This window comes from Hymenobacter bucti (assembly GCF_042681145.1).
GTDB classification, from domain to species: domain Bacteria; phylum Bacteroidota; class Bacteroidia; order Cytophagales; family Hymenobacteraceae; genus Hymenobacter; species Hymenobacter bucti.
Genome location: NZ_JBHUFD010000019.1, coordinates 176,371 through 197,714 on the forward strand (window position 1 = coordinate 176,371; position 21,344 = coordinate 197,714).

Genomic DNA, 21,344 nt, shown 5'->3' on the forward strand with positions numbered 1-21,344 from the left:
CAAGCTTGCAAACAAGCGGTCCCGTTTGTTTCTCCTATCGCCCGGGCCGGCTGGTTGGTCCACTTGCCAAGCGAACCAGGCTGCCACCCACCCGGACGGAAGCAGCGGAAAATTAGAACGTACCGCGCTGGTACTCGCTGTGCAGTTGCGCGGCGGTGGGGGAAGTAAATAAGGAAGCCAGTTGGGCACGCGCCACCTGCTGCCGAAACGGGCCGTGCTGGCTGGCATCGCCTGCATCGTGCAGCATATTGGTCATGTCGAGGGCAAACTCCTGGTACTTCCATACGCGGGCCAAACACGTGTCCGAATACTGCTGAAGGGTGGTAGGGTCTTGGTCGCGTACGGTGCTGCGCAGGGCCTGGGCCAGCACATCTACGTCGTAGAGCGCCAGGTTCATACCCTTGGCGCTGGCCGGGGGCACCAGGTGGGCGGCGTCGCCGGCCAGAAACAGGCTTCCGTACTGCATGGGGGCGTGTACCACCGAGCGCAGCGGCACGAAAAACTTGTCGTGTACCACCACGGGCTGGATGGTCTCATCGCCCGTGCGCCGCTGGATTTCCTGCCAGAGGCGCTCATCCGGCCAGTCCTCGGCCGTGTCGCTCAGAGCGCATTGCAAGTAGTAGCGGCTACGGTGCGGGCCGCGCGGCAGTTGCCCCACAAAGCCGTAGTCGCTAACGCCCATGATGGGATGGCCCGTCACCGGCGCCTCCACCAGCGCGGCCAGCCAGGCGTAGCCAAACTCGTAGTTGTAGGTCGTGAGTACACCCGGCGGAATCGCCGCCCGGCTGGTGCCGCGGCTGCCGTCGCAGCCGATGACGTAGTCGCAGGCTAGCTCGTGGGTTCCGGTGGCATCGGTGTAGCGAACGTGGGGCTGTGGGCCCTCCGCGTGGTGAATGGTCAGCTCCGTCACATCGAAGCGGATGTCGCCGGCTCGCCCATCGAGCAGTTCTCGCAACAAATTGAGCACGAGCATTTGCTGGGTGCAAAATCGCCCCTGGCTACCCGCATCACCCGTAATTTCAAAGATGTTGCTGACCCCGTTGAGGCGGTAGTCGATGGTTTGGGCCACGGGGCCGCCGAGCAGCTGCTCGGCCAGGCCCCAGCGCTCGAACATCTGCACGCCGCGGGCTTCGACGACGCCGGCGCGCTGGCGCTGTTCGAGGTAGGCGCGGTCGTGCCGCTCCAGTACAACGCACGCCACGCCGGCCTGGTGTAAAAAAGTGGCCAGCGTCAGCCCGGCCACGCCGGCCCCGATAATGGCTACGGTAGTTTTCTCCTGCGTTTCCATGCTATTCTTTGTAGGTGGTTAAAGGTTAGCAAAGGTCCCGTCTCGGCGAGGGCGGCGAGGTGCAGGCAGCGCGGTTTCAGGTGGACGATTCGCAGTTGTCGGGTAAAATCCAGCTAAATGCAGGCTTCTGTACCCGAAGAGCTATGCCCCTACCTCTTTCCCTACGTGATGCAGGACGACAGCCGGATGTCGGCCTTTGACCGGGCCGTGTACGCGGCCGCCTATAACCAGCCCGAAAGCATCTGGGCAGCCAACACCTAGTACCAGGCCCTGGACCAGGACATGGCTGATGCCAGCACGTATGGCCGCCTTGCTGTGCCGGTGCTGGGCATTGGCAGCCACCTATCGTACAGTTATTTACAGATGAGCCTGCCCTACGTGGCCGAGAACGTGCAGGTGGTCGGCATCTTGGACAGCGGGCACTACATGTTCGAGGAAAAGTCGGTCCGGGTGCTAGCCGCCGTCCTGGCTTTTCTGGCCCCGCCGGCTGGCTAGCCTGGCCCGTGCCAGGGGTAGCAACCGCCGCCTGGGGACGGGCTATTCCATCCTTACTGCCGGTGAGGGTATTCTGTGCCTAGCGGCTCTAAGCAGGATTTTAGGTTGCCAATTCCGCTACCAGCGCAGCGGGCAGGGCATTCAGCCGCTGCTGGTGCTGGAGGCCCCAGGCTTTCAACACCTCAATCACGGGGTCGAGCGAGCGGGCATACGGCAGTACGTGGTAGTCCACCACCACGGGCGGGCCGGGGTACACCGTGCGGGCGATGAACTGGTGCGCTTCCAGGTCCTTCAACTCCTTGGCCAGCACTTTGGTGGAGATGCCGGGCACGCTGCGCTCCAGCCCCCGGAAATGCCGGGTGCCCGCGCCCAGCGCGATGATGATGGGCAGCTTCCACTTGCTGTTGACGACCAAAAAGGCGTTGCGCAACGCCTGCATCGTGACGGCACAGGCGGGAGTTTCGGAGTCGGTCATGGGAGAAACGGGAAAGAAAAAGGGCAAAAAAAACCTGATTACCTGCTGGTAATCAGACTACCGACGAGTAATCTGTAGTTGGGGAAAACACGAAACCAACCGGTTAGCTGATTGCTTGAGGTAATCAGAATACCGAACAGCGTATTCGGCCGCTTAGTTGGCGAGCCGCGGCAACAAGCCGGCGCACCCCGCGCCAGAGGCTCGCCTTTCATTCCCCTCTCTTACTTTTTAACGCACTTACGCAACAAGTACCATGATTTTAGTTACAGGCGCAACCGGCCACTATGGCGCGAAAGCCATTGAGCATTTACTGCATAAGGGGGTCGAGGCGCCGTACCTCGCGGCCCTGGTTCGGGATGCCGCCAAAGGCCAGCCCCTCCAAGACCAGGGAATCGAGCTGCGTATCGGAGATTACACAGATTTTGAATCGCTCGTCCGGGCGTTTCAAGGCGTTGAGAAGCTCTTACTGGTTTCCAGCAACGACAGAGGCGCGGTAGCCAACCGAACCGCGCACCACGCGACCGTCGTCAAAGCGGCCCAGGAGGCGCAGGTGAAACATCTGGTGTATACCTCTTTCGTAACCAAGCAAGGCGCAGCAGACTCGGCTATCGCCGACTTTCTGGCTTCGCACGCCCAAACCGAGCAGCTTATCAAAGACAGTGGCCTGCCGTACACCATCCTCCAAAATGGCATCTATTTGGAGATGATTCCCATCTTCGCGGGCGAAAAGGTGGCCGAGACGGGCGTTCTGCTGTTTCCCGCGCAGGCCGGCAAAGCCAGTTGGGTGCTGCGGGCGGAACTGGCCGAGGCCGCCGCGCACGTCCTGACCACGCCGGGGCACGAAAACAAGAGCTACGTGCTAGCCAATACCGCGGCCACTTCTTTCGAGGAGATAGCCCAGGACCTGTCCGCCACCCTGGGCAAAGCCATTCGCTACCAGTCGCCCCCGGTCGAAGAGTTTCAGGCTATCCTGAAGCAGGCCGGGGTGCCGGAGGTCTACATCGGCCTGTTCGTTACGTGGGCGAGTGCCGTGGCGGAAGGGGTGCTGGAGGTCGAAGATTCGACCCTGGAGTCGTTTCTGGGCCGAAAACTAACCACCACGGCGCAGTTCCTTGCGCAAGTGTATAACTAACGAGTGAGGTGGTGGTCGCCTTTTCCCACGAAGGACGACCACCGCATTCCACGAGGCTGGTGCTACCAGCCAAATAGCCCGGCCCCTAATATCTGGGGCCGGGCTATTTGATTTGTGCAAAAAGTGGTTTGCTTGGTATTGTGAGGCCTTTTTTCGGTGGGGGACCTTTGTCAGGCTTTACAACCCTAGCATACCACTGACATAGCTCCTACTGCGGAAAAAATCGATTTGCTATTCCAGCCGTTTGTCTTTAAGCGCGGCATTACCCTGTGGAGCTCGGTGGCCATGACCCCCATGACCACCTGGTCGAGCAACAACGACCTCACCATTTCGGACGAAGAGGCGCGCTACTACGAGGTCCGCGTCGGCAGCGTCAGCTTGTTAATTGAAGCCGGCGACGACAGAAGTGTTTGAGCATTCCCGTTGTTGGTGGCCTGGCGAGCCCGCCGGGCCAGACTATGCAGTAGTTCGCTGTGCTGTCGTGCCGGGTACCGCTCCCGCCGAGAGTACCTATCCTTTTCGCGAAACCCACCGCGCCGGCTGAGCGCAGGTCGCGGCGTATGCTTGGGGGCGGGGCAGACTCTCCGTTGCTCCTATTGGTCGCGATGACAGGCTGGTTTTTCCTTTAGTAAGCTTATAACTCCGACTTGGCCCTTCTCCCCTCTTCACTCCGCTAGCGTAATGCAGAGGCTAAGTGCTGTTAATCACAAAAAAAAAATTCGTGTTCTAATCGAATAAAATTAACAGTTTGCTTCGGTTAAGGTGTCTTAATGGAAAAAAATATACGCTGGCCCCTACTGGTGTTCGGCACTTCTGACCCAGCTCTAAACCGGCAAGTTCGGGGTGCTCGCCAGCGGGGCGAACTGCGTGAGGTAGCCGCCCGCATTTACTTGTCGGACTTAACTACCGCACCGGAAGTGCTAATTCGCAAGAATTGGCTACCGGTGGTGCAGCACCTATTTCCGGGCGCGCTCATCAGCCACCGCTCGCAACTGGAGGGCCAGCCCACGGCCCAGGGGCACCTGTTTCTGTTCCTACTCTCGTGCGACCCCTCTAATCGCGGTGGGTAATATTGCGGCAACGCCTAACAAGAGCTGCTCCGCGACCCCGGGGCGCTACGCGCGCAGAGCCGGCGCGGTGACTGTTACGGTAATGCCCAGCCTGAAAACCGGCTATAAAGTTTGAATGGAAAGATGACAAGGAAATGGGCACAAGCACACGGTTTGCGCCTTCATACTCACGAAGCGTTATCTTTTTATATAAATTTAATAATCAATAAGTTGTGATTAGCTCAACTGTTGTTTCTTGGCGAATTAGCTGATAGAATTAGATAAGACATACTTGCTAACGGATATGGTAGCGCTTCTGAGCAAACCTCCTTTATTGCGCTGACTCAAGCCACCTCAACACCCCACAACCCACCTAGGGGGCCACCGTAAGCGCAAGCGCCTGCTTCTTTTTTCACCTCTTGGCATTCGGCAGCAACAGTGCCCACCGTTGTGCCTGGCAAGCAAGTAGGTAGGGTTGCCACTATCCGGCCCGCGTCCCAACCATCGCCCTCAACCGGCACCTAGATACCCTGTATGAGTGCCTTGCCTGCCGACCAGACTCCTCACGCTTCCTTGGCTAATGACCCAGTGGCGCCCCTGGTGATTCCCGTTATCGAAGAAACGGCCAGTGTGACCCGCGAACTGGTGGAAACCGGCCGCGTGCGGCTGACCAAGACCGTTACGGAGGAGCAGCAAACCCTGCCGCTCGAGCTGCGCCACGAGCAGGTTGACGTTCGCCGGGTGTCCATCAACCAGTTTCTGCCCGACGAGCTGCCGGCCCCTGACTCGCGCCGCGAGGGTGATACGCTTATCATTCCCGTGCTGCGTGAAGTGATGGTTAAGCGCCTGCTGCTAGTGGAGGAACTGCACGTGACCACGCGCCAACACGTAGCCGCGGCGCCGCAGACCGTGACGCTGCGCCACGAGCAGGTACAAGTAGAGCGCCTCCCCCCCGCCACTTCCTAACGCGGGCCGCACCTTCCGTTTATCTTCTTTCCCCTATTTTCTACCCCCATTTCTTTTTTCCATTCTTCATCACTCCAGTTCTTTTCTTATGGACCAGACCGTAGTAGGCATGTTTGACACTGCCGCCCAAGCCCAGCAAGCCGCCCAACAACTCAGCGCCGCTGGCTTCGGCGTCGAGCACGTGGACGTCTCCAACGCAAAGCACCACGCCGGTAGCTCCAGCGACACGGACAGCTCTGACTACCAGAACACGAGCGGCACGGCCGTGGAAGGCGTAGCTGACGCAGCGGGCCGCACGGCTCAGAAAACGGAGGAAGGCATCGGTGGCTTCTTCAGCAGCCTTTTTGGCGGCGATGACGACACGAATGACACCGCCCAGCGCTACCAGCACGTAGCTCAGAGCACCGGCTCCATCGTGACGGTACACTGCCAGTCGGCGGAGCACGCCCACAAAGCGGCCCAAATCTTGGACGAGGCCGGCGCTGTAGACGTCGATGAGCGTGCCGCCGCCACTGGCTACCAGGGCAATGCCCAAGCCAACAGCTACACCAATACGAACGCAACCGCTAACACCGCCGGCACCGACGGCCTGACCGCCGAGGTTATCGAAGAAAGCTTGCAAGTGGGCAAGCGCACCGAGCAAACCGGCGGCGTACGCCTGCGCTCGCGCATTGTCGAAAAGCCCGTGGAAGCCAGCGTACGGCTGCGCGAAGAGCACGTCGTTGTGAGCCGCACGCCCGTCAACCGGCCGGCCACGGAGGCCGATTTCACGGCCTTCAAAGAGGGTCAGATTGAAGTAACCGAATCGGCCGAACGGGCCGTAGTGGCCAAAGAAGCCCACGTAGTAGAAGAAGTAAGCCTGGGCAAGCAGGTAACGGAGCGCGAAGAGGTGGTGCGTGACACGGTGCGCAATACCGAAGTAGAGGTAGAGCAGATTCCTACCTCCACCAACTCGACTGTTACCAACACGACCGCTCCCAACTCGGACCAAACTACCCGTAGCAATAGCTAGGAAAACCCTGCGCTTGCTACTGAGTAAAGAGGGCTACCAGTTTTGGTAGCCCTTTTTTGTTTACGCAGCCCCGAAGCCTCGTCCTTTATTCACTTGTCAGCCATGAGCTCCAACCTGCTTGAACTTACGCAAAACTATTTTCTAGGCAGCACCGTGCGCCAGATAAGCACGGCCTTTGGCGAACCGGAAGCGCGCATCAGCGAGGCCCTGCGTAGGGTGGTGCCGCTGGCACTCGGCGGGCTGCTCACCCGCGCGCAGGAGCCGGATGGGGCTGCTGAGCTATTTGCTTGGGCCCAGCAGGTGCATCAGCGGGGCCTGTTGAGCAACCTAGGCGGCTTGCTTAGTGGCCTGAGCACTCCCCCGACCGCCATGGCCCCCGCTGCGGGCCGCCTGCCAACCCGGGGAGCCGACATGATACGCACCTTGCTCGGGGCCGATTATGGGCCGGCCCTGACCAGCATCAGCCAGCAGGCTGGCGTGCGGACGACCACCGTGAGCAACCTGTTCAGCGTGGCCGTGGCGGCCGTGCTGGGTCTGCTAGGGCGCCACAGCGCCCAGCACAGCCTGAATGCCGATGGCCTGATTAGCTACCTGGGTAGCCAACGCGCCGATATCCTCGGCGCGCTGGCCGCGCTACCCGCTGGCTTGGGCCAAGGCTTGGCTCGCCTAGCGCCTAGTATTCCGGTAGCCGAGGTTGCGCCTACGCCGGCCCCAGTTGCTCCCTCGCCTAGCCGAGATAGCCCGATACCGATGAGGCCTACCGAAGCGCGCCCCCAAAGCGCGCCTACGGCTGTTCCTAGCAGTCCTCCGGTTGCGCCCCGCGCTCCTGTGGCCACGCTCAGCAATCCGCCGGTCGCAGTTAGTGCTCCAACAGCCGTGCCCAGCAGTCCGGCGGTCGCTACTGCCCAGCCGGTGGTTCGGCCCGCGCTGCCCCAACCAGTAGTAGGCCCGGTAGCCCCAACTCCGGCCGTGGCTCGCTACTGGCCCTGGCTGCTACTGTTAGCGCTGGGATTAGCATTAGGAGGGTACTTAGTGCTGGGTCGCCGCCCATCGGTGACGACCAGTGAACCGGTCGTGACCACGCCAGCCACGCCGGCTCGCCGGGCCGCTCCGGCTACTCGCGTAGCGGCCCCAAATGGCCAGTACGAGGCGGCTAGCAACACGTACCGCTACGATACGGGAGCTAACCTCACGCTCCGGCTGCCCACGGGCACCAGCTTCACGGTGGGTAGCCATTCGGCCGAGGTCCAGCTCTGGCAGCTGCTCACCGACAGTACCCAGTCGCTGACCTCGGCCGAAAATCTGCGGGGCATTGTGCTCGACCGGCTCTATTTCGATGCAGGTCAGGCGACGCTCACGTCCGCGTCGCAGACTCAGGTCGCCAACCTGGCTGCGCTGCTAGCCGCTTTTCCGCGCGCCATCCTCAAATTCGGCGGTTTCACCGACAACCAAGGTGCGGCGAAAGCCAACTTGCTCTTGAGTGCCGACCGGGCCATTGCCGTACGCAATATGCTCGTCGCGCAGGGTGTTACCCCCGCGCGGGTAGCTGCCCAGGGCTACGGCCAAATGCACCCGATAGCCAGCAATGCTACCCCCGCTGGCCAGGCCCAAAACCGCCGGGTAGCCATGCTGCTTATTAGTAGATAAGTACTGGGTATTCCGAGTAAGACCTTGCTTAAAGACTTACTCCGAAAGTTGTATCCCATTCCACACGCGTGTGGCCTTACAGTTATTTTCTCTAAGTCACTGAACTGCCGCTCACCTATCGCTTCTTTCCCGACGAATTAGTGGCTATCAGCTAGCTACAGGCTCAGCAGTTGTCAATTTCACTTACTCGCCTCAGATAGGTAGCGATAGGCAGCGCTGTGCTGCCTATCGCTACCTATCTGAGGCGAGTAAAATCAGGCCATTTGCCCAGTAGCAAGGAGGATTTTTCTTTAGTCCTAAATGGCTCACTTTAGTGGGAAGCGTACAAAATGTTGGTTCTAGCGGAGACAATTAGTAGCTAAACTGGCCTTTCGTGGACTATTAGGTCATTTACTCAGAAAGCCTTGAAAACGCAAGTTTTCAAAGCTTTTCTTACGCCTTTTGTGGACCGTAAATCGGCCAGCTTGCTCACGTCGCTATGGGAGCGCATTACTCATCCGTTAGCCTTGCGCGTGCACCTGTACTAAGTCTTTCATCTTGGTTAACAGCTGCTCGTCCGTTGCCCGGTTGACCGCAAGTTGACCCGCCATCTGCGCCGGGGTCTGATACTCGGCTACGCGACACAACACCTCAAATTGGTCAGCCGGTACCTCGCCAAAGGCCATTGACCACTGCGCAAAGCTGCGCGTGGCGATGGGCCCCTCAGCCAGGGTGCGCACGTCATAGTGGCGTTCGTCTTTGGCCACGCGGGCGTAGAGGTCTTTGACTACCTCTTCCTCTCCTTCTATCACCTGCATGAACTGACCAGCGCCGTACACGAGCGCGCCCGTCACGTGGTGCCGTTCGTTGAGGGCGCGCGCTTGCATCAAGAGCACGACGAGCGTAGTGAGCGTCATGTTTTCTCGGGCCTGACTAATGTAAACGAGGTGGTACATGGCGGGAAGTAAGGGGTAGAATAGCCTAACGGACTGTTCAACAAACAGTTCCTTCTTGAACATTTACAATGCCTGCGCTAGCGCTCCAAAAGGGGGCTTTTTTGACCTGTTTTCAAGAAAGTATTTTAAATACCTTACTAGCCCTGGATTGCTGTTTCTGGCTAGGAACTCACTGAGGTTTTAACCTATCTAAAAGCCCCTTAGCTTCTAATCCGTTTTTTTGGGCAATCTTTGTTTCGTTTATTTCGTTTAACGGGCAGCGCGCACCATTCGCTTATCCTATGCAAACCCTCCGTTCAACCCCTTCCCTGCGCGACCAGCAGGTGGCCAGTAACTCGCTCTCGCGCTTTACCGCGGCCTTGCCTGACCGCCACACGCATCAGGTGCAACTACGCCTGCAGGCCAGTGAGGAGACTATTGCCGTACCCCGTAAGGCGTTGGAGCTACTGCGCGTCATTTTAGCAGGCATGGCCCAAGGGCAAGACATCTCCTTGGTGGTGGCAGAGGAGCTAGTGAGCACCCAGCAGGCCGCCGACTTGCTGCATGTTTCGCGCCCACATCTGGTCAAGCTCTTAGAAACGGCTGTGCTGCCTTTTATCAAGGTAGGTAGCCATCGGCGAGTACGCGTGGTGGATGTACTCGCTTACAAAGACCAGCAGACGGCCCACCGGCAGCAACACCTCCTTCTCTTAGCTCAACAGGCCCAGGACCTACAACTGGGTTACGACTAGTCGCGTGCCAGCTCCTATTGCCTTACTCAATGCCTGTGTGTTGTATCCCGTACCGCTTCGGGACCTTTTACTCCAACTGGCCTCGGCAGACTTATACCAGCCCACGTGGACGCGCCAGATTCAGGGAAGAGTGGAGTCGGAACCTGTTACTAAACCGGCCCGATTTAACTGCTGTCCAATTACAACGCACCATCACCTTAATGGATGCGGCCTTTCCGGAGGCGGAGGTTACGTCCTATAAGGCGCTCATTCCTACGCTAACGCTTCCAGATGCGAATGACCGACACGTGCTAGCCGCTGCGTTGCGGATTCAGGCCCAGGTGATTGTCACCGCCAACTTAAAGGATTTCCCAACTCCTTATCTTGCCACGTTGGGTATTGAGCGGCAGCACCCAGATGCGTTTATTGGGCAGTTGATAGACCAGCAGCCAGCGCAAGCGTTGGCTGCCTTTCGGCAGCAAGTGGCCTACCTGAAGAATCCTCCTAAAACGGCGATGGAGGTGCTCGGTAGCTTGCAGAGGTCTGGGCTTTCTATCACTGCAGAACGATTGGCAGCAATGTTATAAAAAGTATCAGCTCCGGTCAAATTGTTAGAGGGGTTTATAGTCCTACTTCTTGGCTTGGCACTGCTATTCAGCTGGATAAGCGTATTTATTAGTGGCGCAGATAGCGCGCTACGCTGGCTCAAAAGCTGTCTTATAAATTTATTTTTCTTTAAGTAACCAAGTTCGGCTAGAATAGCGCAGCTCCTATCTACTGAATTTTAGCGCGGTAAGCGGCTTAGTGGGGGTTGCTGTTCCTACGCTCGTGAGCCCTTCTGAATTCAGCGGTGCTCGTACGTCGCCCCTGGCACGCGTACACGACCACTACCCCCTACTCAGCTACTCACTTATGCCTACTGTTCGTACGAAGTTACTGACCATCACCTATGAAGACGGCGGTCCCGCCGACGGGCCACCGGTTCTGCTGCTCCATGGGTGGCCTGATGCGCCGCGCAGCTGGGCAGTCGTGGCCCAGCGCTTGCAAGCGGCGGGCTGGCGCACCCTTATCCCGTCCCTGCGTGGCACGGCACCGACCCAGTTTCTCGGCCCCACTACGCCCCGCATCGGCTCCGGCGTCGCGCTGGCCCAGGATGCCATCGACCTGCTCGATGCCTTGCACCTAGACCAAGTAGCCGTAGTCGGACACGACTGGGGCGCCCGCGCCGCCTACACGTTAGCCGCCCTGTTCCCCGAACGAGTAACGGCCCTTGCTGCCCTTGCTTTGGCTTACCAGCCACGGGGTGAATTTACGCTGCCCGGTTTTGCCCAGTCCCGCCTATTTTGGTACCAGTGGTTTCAGTGTACCGAGGCGGGGGCCGCCGCTGTGCGCCAAGACCCCGCCGGCTTTGCTCGTATCCAGTGGGCTACCTGGAGCCCGCCCGGCTGGTTTGACGAAGCCGAGTTTGCTACCACAGCGGCCCACTTTGCGGCGCCCGATTGGGCCGCCATTACCCTGCAGGCCTACCGCTCGCGATGGCTGCCCGGCGAAGCGACGGACCTGCACTATGAGGCGCTGCAGCAGCGCCTGCACGACACCGAGCGCCTAGCCGTGCCGACCCTTATGCTGCAAGGAGCGGCCGACACGTGCGATAGCCCCCAAGAATCGGCAGGGCTTGACCACTACTTCACCGCTGGCTATGAGCGGCTGGTACTAGCGGGAGTAGGCCATTTTCCCCACCGCGAAGCGCCTGACGCTGTGGCCACGGCTATTCTAGCGCATCTGCGCGCGCACACTAGTTGACAGGTAGGCTGCCTTGCACACGCTTTAGTCGTTCCTTTAAGGACTGTGACAAGCTGCTTCGCCTATTCTTTTGCAGGTCAGCAACACGAGGCGTAACCTATCAACGCGATAGGGATAGTGCTAGCTAGCTAGCTAGTGCCTTTCAGGCGGCGATGCAACACCCAAGAAGTAAGCAGCCCTATCAAGCCCACGACCACACAGACCCCCAGCCAGAGGAGCAGATTATACTGGTCCGTCAGCGCCCGATAACCGGCGGTGTAGAGGAAGAGCACTAACCCCACCACTTCCCACAGTTTGCGCTCGAAAAAAGCCGAAGCTGGCAGCCCCACTACGGGCTGGTTGACCACGATGCGCAAGCGGTTCCAGTCCCAGACGAGGAGGCCCACGGTGGCCAGCAACATGGTCCCGGTGATGACACTGGTGTAGCCAAACTCATACGAGAGGGTGATGACGTAGATGTTGGCCATGATGGGCAAGAAGAGCAGGGCGCCGAGTAAGGCATAGCGTTGCGTCAGTAGCAGCAGCCCGGCCACGAACTGCATAAGGCCCAAGAACTGCCAGTAAAGCCCGGATTGATAGAGCGTCTCGAATAAGTGCTCGGGGCTATGGAACGGGGAGCCCGCGCCTGGAATCATCGTAAAGCGATGCCCTTTCAGTTTAATGAGGCTGGCGAACACAAAGGTGCCCCCGAGTAAGTAGCGGGTATAGATGACGGCGAGTTGTAACCATATCTTTTGCTTCCAAGCCAACAGCTGCTTCATCGCGAATGCCAGTAAAAGAAGTAGAAAAGTAGGGCTAAAATTCGCGCGCATTTCGAGATTTGTCCTATACCGAAAGTTATGTTAGGCAGTATTGCTGAGTCTGTCAATATCACTTGAACGCATGGTCTTAAAATGTCTTTCGTCCCTCTGCTCGGGGTGGCACCAGAGGTATAACAGCCCCCGCCAAGAGCTCCTTACTAACAAGTAATTGTCAATCAAAGCATTATGCGAAAGGGGGAGATTAGGGTAATCTACTGCTGCCGGCCTTCTTGTCTCAAATGCTGTTAGTGGAAAGATGCCTCTTCCTGCCCAGTAAATTTCGCTGCTGCAACTGGCTTAGCGGGGCTTTTTGTTCTGACTCTCGTGCGACCCCGAGCACTAAAAAAGCGCCGGCCTACCGGCCGGCGCTTTCGCACTATCATTTGGGTAAGGTTAAACAACCCAACGAAACTGATTTTTAGTAGCGGATAATCAGCTCATCCGGAAGCGCCTTGGTAGTTACCGACGCTCCCGTTGCAGCCAAGCTATTTGCTCAGCATAACTCGCTGGGTCAGGGTCTGGCCTTCGGTGGTGAGGCGGCAGGTGTAAAGACCGGTGTTCAGGCCCGTGCCGTCGAGGGTGCGCTCCAGCACTTCGCCGCGCTGTACAGGTCCGTGGTAGAGCGTAGCTACTAGCTGGCCCAGCGCGTTGTAAACCTGCAGCTGCACGGTGCCCGCCTGCGCAGCCTGGAAACGGAGCGTGGTACTGCTGCTGAAGGGGTTCGGATAAGCCTCGAAACTGATGCGGGCTTCGCTGGCATCTTCTGGCGCCGCTGCCATGCGGGCCAGGCTAGCCGCCTGGACATTGCCAGAGCAGGCGCCGAGCGGGTCGCCGTGCTTCAGGTGGTCGGCTACGCCATCAGCATCAATGCAGAGGGGGCTGCCGTGGTGGCACACTATCACTTTATCCAGCTTTTTACCATTGCTGCTGCACCGGACGTCTACCACGGTCAGCGTCACGCTCTTGGTGGCCGAGCAGCCGCTGGCCGACGTGGCCGTGACGGTGTAGGTGAACGTGCCGGCCGTGGTGGCCGTGAACACGGGATTGGCAATGGTGCTGCTGCTGAGCCCGATGGCGGGGCTCCACTGGTAGGTGCCGCCGCTACCAGCGCCACTGGCCGTCAGGGTCGCGCTTTGCGGGCCGTAGCCTAGGTAGAGCGTGGTGGGCACGCCGCCGGTGTACGTGGCGTTGGCCGGCGCGACGCTGATGGTAGGCGCCGGGATGCTGCCCGTGACGGTGACGGTGGCAGGGCCGCTGGCTTGGTTGCCGCTGGCGTCGGTTACGGTCAGCGTCACGGTATTCGGGCCGATGTTGGCGCAGCTAAAGGTGCTCGGGCTCACGCGGTAAGTGAGCGTACCGCTGCAATTGTCGCTGCTGCCGTTGTTGACCTGAGCGGCCGTAATGGTAGCTGTGCCGTTCACTAAGGCTACGTTGATGTTCTGGGTGCGCACGGTGGGCGCTTGCCGGTCCTGCACCGTCACCGTGAACGTCTTGCTAGCCATGTCGCCGCAGCTGTTGGTAGCCGTCGCCGTTACCACCGTCGTGCCCACCGGGAAAACGTAGGGCGACGTGATAGCCGTGAGCGTACCCTGCTGGGTGATTGCGTAGGTCAGTACCGGGGCAGGCGTGCTGCCCGTGGCCGTGGCAGCAAATGCCACCGAAGCACCGCACAAGTCTGCCTGCGCAGGGGTCGTCGGCACGACCGGCACCGTTAGCACGGGCGCGGTGTTGACTGTGACAGTGGCTGAGCCCGTGAGCGCAGTTCCCGTGCAGTTGCTATCCGTGACAGCAGTTAGGGTATAGGTCGTGGTCGTTGCGGGACGCACGATGAGTGCGTACGTGCCTTCTGGCGTCACATCGGCGGCAGCCACGCTAACAGTCGTAGCCGTGGGGTCGCCAGTGGCCGAATAGCTAATCGTCCAGGGTGCAGTGCCCGTTAGGTGCACGCTCAGCTCAGCGCTGCTGCCCGCGCAAATCGTGGACGTGCCGCTAAGCGTAGCGGTCGGCAGCGCGCGCACGATGACGGCTTGGGTGTACACGTCGGCGCAGGCGCCCTGCGTGATAGTCAGCGTGGCGGAGTATGTCCCGGCCGCCGGGTAGGTGTGCGTAATGGCACCTTTAGTTGTGTAATCTACTTGCCCGTCACCATCCACATCCCAGGCGTAGGTCGCGTTCGCTTCTACCGTCGTCGAGGCGTCGGCGAAGGCCGTGGGCGTGCCCACGCAAACCGGGGCTGCCGTAAACTTCGGCGTCGGGGGTAGGCACACGAGGCCCGTTTTCACGACTCGGTACGTATTGCCGACCCGCAGACCATCTACTACCAGGTTGGGCGAGCTGCTGCCTTGGCGCAGGGCCACGGTGCCAATGTTGGCCGGCGCGGCGCTCGTCTCGGCCGAGCTAACCGTGGCCGTGGTGGGCTCTGTATCGCCGGCCGGGTTTACAAACAGCTGCGCGAGGTTGCCGTTTTCATCAAACGTGTATTTCACCACCAGCAGGTAGGTGGTATTCAGGTCGTAGTCGGTGGTCGAATACGTCGCCGTGCTGCTGCCGCTGATACCGAACTGCACCTTGCCGCTCGTTGTACTGCGGCGCACAAATACCCGGCTGTAGAAGTTGCTGCCCAGGGGAGCAGGGCCAAGGTGTAAGTAGTAATCGCCGGCCGCCGTTGCGCTGGCTACGTTCACCAGGTACGAGACGTACACCGGCGTGCGGGGCATCACGAGGGAAGCAAAGGTGCGGCTCACGTCCTCCCCATTGCCCGTAAGGGCCGCCGCGTTGCCGATGCCGCTGGCGTTGTAGCCCGCATAGCTCAGGCCGCCGGTTGTTACCTTGACGGCGTTGGTGGTGCCGCTGTGGGCCGTCCAGTTGTTGGCCTTGAGGTCCGTGCCGGCACGATAGTCAAAATTTTCTTCGAGCAGCAGCGCGGCTGGGGCGTCGGGGGTGGCCTGCGACAGGGTGCCGGGCGCCGTAGTCAGGTAGTTTTCAGCGTAGGGCGTATCGTTGTCGTTGTAGTCAAACACGGCAAAGGTGTAGGTCGAGCTGGCCCGCAAGCCCGTCACGGTCACGCTTGAGCCAGTACCCGCATACACCACGTAGTTGCCGGTGCCCAGCTGGGTGCCCGCGCCGAATGCCGCATCGGCCAAGTAGGTAGTAGCATCGACCGGCGTCGCATTGACGGCAGTGGTCAGGCGCGCTAGAATGAGATGCTTGGTCCCCGTGCCGCCCGTCAGGTTTAGCTGGAGCGAGGTGCTGGTCACGGCGCTCGCCGTGAGCGTGCTCTGGTTAGTGGGCTCCGCCGCCAGCGGAATGGCTACGGTCGTGAAGGAGAATTCTTCGCCGTAAGCTGTGCCCGCGGCGTTGGTGGCATAAGCCCGCCCGAAGTACGTGGTGCCGGGCAGCAAGCCACTCAGGGTGCTGGTGAAGGAGCCGGCGCCCGCGCCGTCTACCGTCTTGCTCGCCGTGAGGGCAGGCGTAGCCAGCAGGCTCCACACCACGCCGCGCGCCGTTACGGCGCTGCCGCCATCGGCTTCCACCGTGCCGCCCGAGGTAGCGCCGGTGGGCGTCAAGGCCGTAATAGCGGCCGTGCTCACCGTGGCCGGATAAACGGGCGCCATACCGGTCCCCGTTACGCTTACCGACGCGGCCGCCACGCCGGGGCTGCTTACGGCAATGGCGGCCGCATAAGTCTGCGCCACCGTGGGCACAAAGCGTACCTCAATGGTCGCGCTCACCGCGCCGCCTACCGGCGTCAGCTCAATCGCGCAGCAGGCAAAGGCCTTGGCGCCGGTCCGAATCTCAAAGCCCGCCGGGGGCGTCACCGTCACCGCGCCGGTGAGGTTAGTGCCGCTCACCGTAAAGCTTTTGGCGGGCGAAGCCGCCCCGCTGGCAATGCTGCCAAAATCCGGCAGGGTCGTCAGCGATACTGTTAGGGTGGGCGCCACCACTACGGGTGGTGCCGTTACTGTTATCGCAATCGGCGCACTCAGGCCCGAAACCGCGCCGCAGGTAGTGGTGGTCGTAGCCCGAGCCACTAAGTAGTAGGTGCCCGCGCCCCCAAAATCGGCGCCTTTCAGCGTGTAGCTGGCCGCCGTGGCGCCCGCAATGGCAGTCGTGAAGGACCCCACCGCACTAGTACTATAGTACCAGGCAAAGGTGGAAGGGGAAGTAGCCGTCGCCGTTAGGGTAGCGCCCGTAGCAGTCGTGAGCAGCGTTTGACTCGTGGCGGGCGAAACCGTCACGGTATTGCTGCTCGGCGCCTGCGTCACGGTCAAGTTCTGGCCGTTGTCGGTGCCGGTGGTAAGCGGGGCATCGTTCAGCACCCGAATGCGGTAGCCGTTGCCGCTCGGCGTACCCGCGGGCAGGCTAGCGGTAAGGGGCGAGGCCGGGCCGCTGCCAATAATGTTGTCAGTCGTATTCGTTGGGAACACGCCCACTGCATCGGAGAGCTGCGCTAAGTAAGTACCTGTAAAGGCGCCACTGCTAGTAAAAGCCACGCTAAACGACGGGCTGCCCGTCGTCGAGGTCAGGCAAAACGAAGTTGCCGCTAGGCTGCTCGTCGTGATGGTAGCGACCGGCGTGGGCGTCGGGCCGCCCGCCAGCGTGGGCGTGAGCACGACGTTATCGAGCCCTAGGCCCTGGCCGTTAGTGCTGCCGTTCAGGCCCACATCACTCCAGCGCAGGTAGTACGGCGCACCGGGGGCGATGGCGACGCCCGTTAGCGTGACCTGCTTGCTCGTGGTGAGGGGGGGGTAGGAGTAGACCGTGTTACTGCCATCGGCGGGGTAGCTCTGGTCGCCGGCCGGCTGCGAAACCCAGGTGCTGCCATCGGTGCTCACGTAAAACTTGAAGTCGTAGGCGCGGCTGCCCGAGCGGTATTTTTCAATATCAAACTGCACGCTCAGGTCCTGCACCACGGCGCCCGACGTGTTCTGCACCTGAAGCAAAATGTGCCGAGGCGAGGTGTACGAGCCGCTGTTCAGAAAGCCCACGGCGCGGTCAGTAGCGCCTACGGTCGACCCGAAATTATAAGTGCCGCCCGCCGTAAAGTTGTTGCCCGTCGTGGCAACCGTTGTGGCGAGGTAGTTGGTAGCGCTGCCGTAGGTGGGCATGGCATCGGGCGAGAACTTGAAGCCCGTGGGCAGCGTAGCCGTGGCCGAAGTGCCGATGCCATCGAAGTTTTGAGTAACGGGGGCTGCCGAGGGCAGCGCCAGTTGGGCGTGGGCGGCCAGGGGCAACGCCCCCCAGGCGCCCAGCACCAGCAAGCGGCTAAACCGGCTCGCCAGCGGTGCCGCGCGCCGCGCGGACCCGAAAAGATTAAAAATTGAAGACATAAAAAGGCCGTTGGGCCGCATAAAATCTGGAAAGAAAAGAGGGGGGGAGGCGCACCGCCTAGCTCACCGGCCCGCCGTCGGTTTTCGACTCCACGGTCGATTGCACCTCCAGCGGCAGGTTGGAGAGGATATCCAGGCCCGTGGCGGCCTCGATGGCGTCTATGCTGGTGCGGTAGAGGCCCCAATCGGGGTTTATCGCGTTGACGTTGGGCGTGTCGATGGCGATGATGCGGGTGTTGGCATTAATGCGCGATACGTCGTTGTCGCCCACCGGCAAAATCACCACTACTTTCCAGCAGCGGTTGGGCACGGTCACGCGGCCGGCATCGATGGTAGTAGTTACGCCGCCGTTCGAGCCCGAGCCGCCCACTCCGTACGAGCCACAGATGATGTACGCCTCGTTGCCGCTGGCCAGGACTGTGCGGGTGTAGTTTTCCAGGCTGGCCCAGGTTTGCTGGTTGTTCTGCGGCGCCTGGGGCATCATATTGGTCATCAAGAACGTAGCCGAGTTATCCTCCAGGCTGGCCGTGCGGTCGGCCGAAGGGCAATTGTGGCCGCGGTCGAAGCCCGAGCCCTGGTAGCTGAATTCGGTCACGTGGTACCAGTCGGCGGGTAGCGTTGGGTCGGCCCGGAAATTATCTAGTCGGTCCTGCGAGCCGCGGTCCGAGAGGTCGAGGTGCCAGCTCACCCAGTTGGGCTTGCCCTGGTCGCGGCTGTAGCTCACCGCGTACTGCGGCTTGTCGAGCAAATAGTTGTTGGGCATCGACACGTCCGTGACCGCGCCACTGGGGTTACCTAGGGCCAGGTGGCTGTTATCGAGCGAGGGCAGAACTATGCCGTAGGCCGCTACCGTAAAATCGTCGATGTCGAGTCGGGCTTTGCCCCCCGACGTCTTGCGGATTTCAAACCGGACTTTGCCCGGGATGTTGACGGTGAAGGACGCCGCTTGCAGTATCGGCGAGGAGGTCAGTACCGTGGCGCCCACCTTCGTCCACTTGGTGCAAGCGCACGCTTCCGACTGCGCCCACAGCTCCCAGCTGCTGCTGCCGTCGGTGCCGTAGCTGGCGTGCTGCACCGTGACGGTCGCCGCGCCGGTTGCCACGAAGAAGTCCATGGTGAGCGTGCCAGCCTGCTGCAGGCGTACTGCCTGGGCACCGTTCTTGTGGTCGTTAACCTCCGTTCCGAGCAGCGCATCCGTAAAGTCCCAGGTGCCCGTGGGCAGGGTAACGGTCCCCGGGGTGTAGTCCGTCTTGGTCCCGGTATCGAAGGATTCACTCGTGGTCTGAGCCACGCTCCGGGTGGGATGTAATCCTAGCAGGGGGATTACAAGCAGCAGATAATAGTAGCGAAGTAAGGTGTTCCTCATACAAGGGGTTTGAATGGTCAAGTGTCTATATATTAGTGCACTTGTATTGTATAATACCCAGTAAAGTTAGCAGTCACTCTAGCCCCAACTACTAGCAATTCAATTGCTTCCCCGCATCAGACAACCGGGTGGCTGATTAACCGGTTGCAGTTGGTAGCACCTAGTTTACTAGCACAACTACCGCGGCGAGTGCGCGTACGCTTTCTGCTTTAGTAAGCTAGCCTCCGGGTTGCGTAGTGATAGGAGTAGCGTATTCACTGGCTGAATTCCTTCGTCTAGGCAGTTGTTAAATAACCATTAAGAAATGCGACTTCGCGTTTTTCTCCTATTCCTTCCGTGATGCCTCTCGCCTCCCCTCCCTTGCCTGACCTGCTGCCCGAACTACAGCGCTTGACAGCTGGGCTCCTATTTATGAGTGAATCGGACGCACCGCTTGAAGTCGTCAATTACACCCGGCCGGCGGGCAGCTTACCTAATGCGGCGCTTCTGCAAGCTTTGGGTGAACCGGCGGATGTCCCAACTCGCGTCGTTACGCTGGCTTATTTTCTACGCAATCACACCGCTGTCACCGAGCGCCCAGACCGGCAGCCAGTTGTCGCGCAGTACCAAGCCCTACAGGCTTTTATGGAGCAGCACCTGCAGGCGGCACAGGTATACCGGGTAGGCGACGAGCCGCGTATTCGTGCTTATGCCCTAGGTGAATCGGAAGCTGGTCAACTACTCGGCTTTAAGACCCTTTTGATTGAGACGTGAAGGCAGCCAATGGCCATTACGCCCCCCTGTCGGTACTGAATATCTTTAGCGACCTACTTGAGCACAACCGCGAGCGCAGCCACGAGGAGTAGGCTATCCCGCCAACTGGTACTGTTTGGGCGTACGGCCGTGTACCTGTTTGAAGGCCTGGATGAAGCTCGACAAGTCTTCGTAGCCCAGCTCGGCCGCTACCTCCCCCACTGGGCGACCCGCCGGCCGCAGTTGGCGAGCGGCCTGCTCCATGCGCCGGTGCAGCAGCCAGCGGCCAGGACTGCTGCCGTAGAGCTGGGCAAACCGGCGTTTGAAGGTAGACGCGCTCATGTGGCAGAGAAAGGCCAACTCCGCCACGCTCACTGGACCGGGGCCGACTAATTGGGCCGTGACGGCCTCGCGCACCCGCAGCTCCTCGCTGCCCATCTGGCCCAGGTGGCGTAGGGCCGCCAGCTGCCCTGGCTGGTACAGGGCTAGGTACACCAGCAATTCCTCCAGCTTGGCTTGCAGTAGCGGGTAGGGCACCGTGCCCCCTGCGGGCGGGAGCAAGCAATCGAGCGTCCGCACGTAGGCCCGCAAAAACTCGTCGGCCTCCAGCAGCAGCAGCGGCGGCCCGGCGCTCGGCGCGGCATCGGTCCGGCCGAGCCAGGCGGCGTGACGGCTGAAAAAATCGCGTAGCAACGCCGGGTCGAAGAGGAGCAGCAAGCTGTGGTAGCTGCCGCCCGGTGTGGCCGCTTTCTCACTCATCAGGCAGTTGCCGGCCCCCAGGAGCACCAGCTGCGACGGGTGGACCGTGACCCGCGCACCGGCGAATTGCACCACTTTCTCGCCTTCCAGCAGGAACGTGAACATATGCTGCGGCAGCTGTATGCGGGCGCGGGCGACGGGGGTGGCCGTGCAATAGCGCAGTAGCGTGAGGGTGGCTTCGGAGCGCGCGGGGGCCATTAGGCGGTGGCGGGTAGCTGTCGGGCCGGAGTCTGCGCCGGCCGCCGGAACCAGTACATAGCCGGGTAGCCGAAGGCCTTGCGCAGCACGCTCATCTGCCCGATGTGAAACGACTCGTGTAGCACGGCCGCCACCAGTAGGTCTTCTACCGTGTTGCCACCGGTGGGGCCGCTCAGCGGGATGACGCCCCCCCGGGTGCGCTCATCGGCGGCTGCCAGCGTAGCCAGGAAAACGGCCGATACCGGCTGCCATGCGGCGGCGCAGGTGGCTAGACTGGGGTAGGTGCGCTGTGGGTCGAAGGGCCGAAAGCCGGGCGCAGCGGCGGTGGCATCCACGTAATTATCCGCGCCGGGTAGTTCCAGCGCCACGCCGCCTAGGCGGGTGATATTGCGGTTGCGGGTGACCAGCAGGTGACCGGCCAGCCACTCCAAGCTGTTCGTGTGGGCGCTCACCACGCGGCTCCCGTCAATGGGAGCCATGCCGTCCAGTACTGAGAGGTACCAGTCGGTGAGCAGCGCAAATTGTCGACTCAGGTGTTCAATTGTTGGGTCCATGAAGTGCTTAGGGGAAAATTATGCTGCAAAGTTCCTCATCGTCTAGGAGTGCAAGATGGGGGCGGAAGGCCAAAAAGTAGGGCGAAACGTTCA

General features: G+C 60.6%; 20 protein-coding genes. 12 read left to right on the forward strand and 8 right to left on the reverse strand.

Going from position 1 to position 21,344, the window contains the following annotated elements; translation table 11 throughout:
* Positions 1-112 precede the first annotated feature (112 nt).
* A complete protein-coding gene (locus tag ACFSDX_RS24485; RefSeq protein ID WP_382318507.1) occupies positions 113-1,288 on the reverse strand; it encodes a 4-hydroxybenzoate 3-monooxygenase in 1,176 nt (391 codons plus the stop codon).
* A gap of 117 nt (positions 1,289-1,405) precedes the next feature.
* On the opposite strand from ACFSDX_RS24485, the gene ACFSDX_RS24490 reads away from it, so the two are divergent.
* Positions 1,406-1,549: a hypothetical protein gene (locus ACFSDX_RS24490; protein WP_382318510.1), complete on the forward strand. Its 144-nt coding sequence runs from the start codon at positions 1,406-1,408 to the stop codon at positions 1,547-1,549.
* 21 nt (positions 1,550-1,570) lie between these two features.
* Positions 1,571-1,783: a hypothetical protein gene (locus tag ACFSDX_RS24495; protein ID WP_382318512.1), complete on the forward strand. Its 213-nt coding sequence runs from the start codon at positions 1,571-1,573 to the stop codon at positions 1,781-1,783.
* Positions 1,784-1,883: 100 nt separating this feature from the next.
* Here ACFSDX_RS24495 and ACFSDX_RS24500 read toward each other — a convergent pair whose 3' ends face one another.
* Positions 1,884-2,258, reverse strand: coding sequence for a winged helix-turn-helix transcriptional regulator (locus ACFSDX_RS24500; RefSeq protein ID WP_382318515.1), 375 nt, complete (start codon positions 2,256-2,258; stop codon positions 1,884-1,886).
* Between the two features lie 253 nt (positions 2,259-2,511).
* Here ACFSDX_RS24500 and ACFSDX_RS24505 point away from each other — a divergent pair, with 253 nt between their 5' ends.
* From ACFSDX_RS24505 to ACFSDX_RS24530, 6 genes are all read left to right on the forward strand, one after another.
* Complete coding sequence (locus ACFSDX_RS24505; RefSeq protein WP_382318517.1) at positions 2,512-3,390, forward strand: SDR family oxidoreductase; 879 nt, start codon at positions 2,512-2,514, stop codon at positions 3,388-3,390.
* A 228-nt stretch (positions 3,391-3,618) separates the two neighbouring features.
* The gene (locus ACFSDX_RS24510; RefSeq protein WP_382318519.1) at positions 3,619-3,804 is read left to right on the forward strand and encodes a hypothetical protein; all 186 of its coding nucleotides are present in this window, start codon (positions 3,619-3,621) and stop codon (positions 3,802-3,804) included.
* 356 nt (positions 3,805-4,160) lie between these two features.
* A complete protein-coding gene (locus ACFSDX_RS24515; RefSeq protein WP_382318521.1) occupies positions 4,161-4,460 on the forward strand; it encodes a hypothetical protein in 300 nt (99 codons plus the stop codon).
* Positions 4,461-4,973: 513 nt separating this feature from the next.
* The gene (locus tag ACFSDX_RS24520; RefSeq protein ID WP_382318523.1) at positions 4,974-5,405 is read left to right on the forward strand and encodes a YsnF/AvaK domain-containing protein; all 432 of its coding nucleotides are present in this window, start codon (positions 4,974-4,976) and stop codon (positions 5,403-5,405) included.
* A gap of 88 nt (positions 5,406-5,493) precedes the next feature.
* Positions 5,494-6,417 carry a YsnF/AvaK domain-containing protein gene (locus ACFSDX_RS24525; RefSeq protein WP_382318525.1) on the forward strand — a complete coding sequence of 308 codons (924 nt, stop codon included), beginning with the start codon at positions 5,494-5,496 and terminating at the stop codon, positions 6,415-6,417.
* A 102-nt stretch (positions 6,418-6,519) separates the two neighbouring features.
* Positions 6,520-8,064 carry an OmpA family protein gene (locus ACFSDX_RS24530; protein ID WP_382318527.1) on the forward strand — a complete coding sequence of 515 codons (1,545 nt, stop codon included), beginning with the start codon at positions 6,520-6,522 and terminating at the stop codon, positions 8,062-8,064.
* Positions 8,065-8,564: 500 nt separating this feature from the next.
* Here ACFSDX_RS24530 and ACFSDX_RS24535 read toward each other — a convergent pair whose 3' ends face one another.
* On the reverse strand, positions 8,565-8,999 hold the full coding sequence (locus ACFSDX_RS24535) for a BLUF domain-containing protein (protein ID WP_382318529.1): 435 nt from the start codon (positions 8,997-8,999) through the stop codon (positions 8,565-8,567).
* Between the two features lie 281 nt (positions 9,000-9,280).
* On the opposite strand from ACFSDX_RS24535, the gene ACFSDX_RS24540 reads away from it, so the two are divergent.
* The 3 genes from ACFSDX_RS24540 to ACFSDX_RS24550 all read left to right on the forward strand — a co-directional run bounded on the left by ACFSDX_RS24540 (position 9,281) and on the right by ACFSDX_RS24550 (position 11,512).
* Positions 9,281-9,730 carry a helix-turn-helix domain-containing protein gene (locus tag ACFSDX_RS24540; protein ID WP_382318531.1) on the forward strand — a complete coding sequence of 150 codons (450 nt, stop codon included), beginning with the start codon at positions 9,281-9,283 and terminating at the stop codon, positions 9,728-9,730.
* A gap of 200 nt (positions 9,731-9,930) precedes the next feature.
* Positions 9,931-10,296, forward strand: a complete 366-nt coding sequence (locus tag ACFSDX_RS24545) for a hypothetical protein (RefSeq protein ID WP_382318533.1) — start codon at positions 9,931-9,933, stop codon at positions 10,294-10,296.
* A 325-nt stretch (positions 10,297-10,621) separates the two neighbouring features.
* A complete protein-coding gene (locus tag ACFSDX_RS24550) occupies positions 10,622-11,512 on the forward strand; it encodes an alpha/beta fold hydrolase (protein WP_382318535.1) in 891 nt (296 codons plus the stop codon).
* A gap of 128 nt (positions 11,513-11,640) precedes the next feature.
* Here ACFSDX_RS24550 and ACFSDX_RS24555 read toward each other — a convergent pair whose 3' ends face one another.
* From ACFSDX_RS24555 to ACFSDX_RS24565, 3 genes are all read right to left on the reverse strand, one after another.
* Positions 11,641-12,273 carry a hypothetical protein gene (locus ACFSDX_RS24555; RefSeq protein ID WP_382318537.1) on the reverse strand — a complete coding sequence of 211 codons (633 nt, stop codon included), beginning with the start codon at positions 12,271-12,273 and terminating at the stop codon, positions 11,641-11,643.
* 524 nt (positions 12,274-12,797) lie between these two features.
* Positions 12,798-17,642 (reverse strand): T9SS type A sorting domain-containing protein, encoded by a 4,845-nt coding sequence (locus tag ACFSDX_RS24560; RefSeq protein WP_382318539.1) that lies wholly within the window; start codon positions 17,640-17,642, stop codon positions 12,798-12,800.
* 58 nt (positions 17,643-17,700) lie between these two features.
* Positions 17,701-18,933: a DNA/RNA non-specific endonuclease gene (locus tag ACFSDX_RS24565; RefSeq protein WP_382318541.1), complete on the reverse strand. Its 1,233-nt coding sequence runs from the start codon at positions 18,931-18,933 to the stop codon at positions 17,701-17,703.
* Between the two features lie 414 nt (positions 18,934-19,347).
* On the opposite strand from ACFSDX_RS24565, the gene ACFSDX_RS24570 reads away from it, so the two are divergent.
* Positions 19,348-19,761, forward strand: coding sequence for a nuclease A inhibitor family protein (locus ACFSDX_RS24570; protein ID WP_382318752.1), 414 nt, complete (start codon positions 19,348-19,350; stop codon positions 19,759-19,761).
* A 93-nt stretch (positions 19,762-19,854) separates the two neighbouring features.
* Here the strand turns inward: ACFSDX_RS24570 and ACFSDX_RS24575 are convergent, their stop codons facing one another.
* The gene (locus ACFSDX_RS24575) at positions 19,855-20,697 is read right to left on the reverse strand and encodes a helix-turn-helix transcriptional regulator (RefSeq protein WP_382318543.1); all 843 of its coding nucleotides are present in this window, start codon (positions 20,695-20,697) and stop codon (positions 19,855-19,857) included.
* On the reverse strand, positions 20,697-21,251 hold the full coding sequence (locus tag ACFSDX_RS24580; RefSeq protein ID WP_382318545.1) for a DinB family protein: 555 nt from the start codon (positions 21,249-21,251) through the stop codon (positions 20,697-20,699). The genes ACFSDX_RS24575 and ACFSDX_RS24580 overlap by 1 nt, the downstream gene beginning before the upstream one ends.
* Positions 21,252-21,344: the final 93 nt, after the last annotated feature.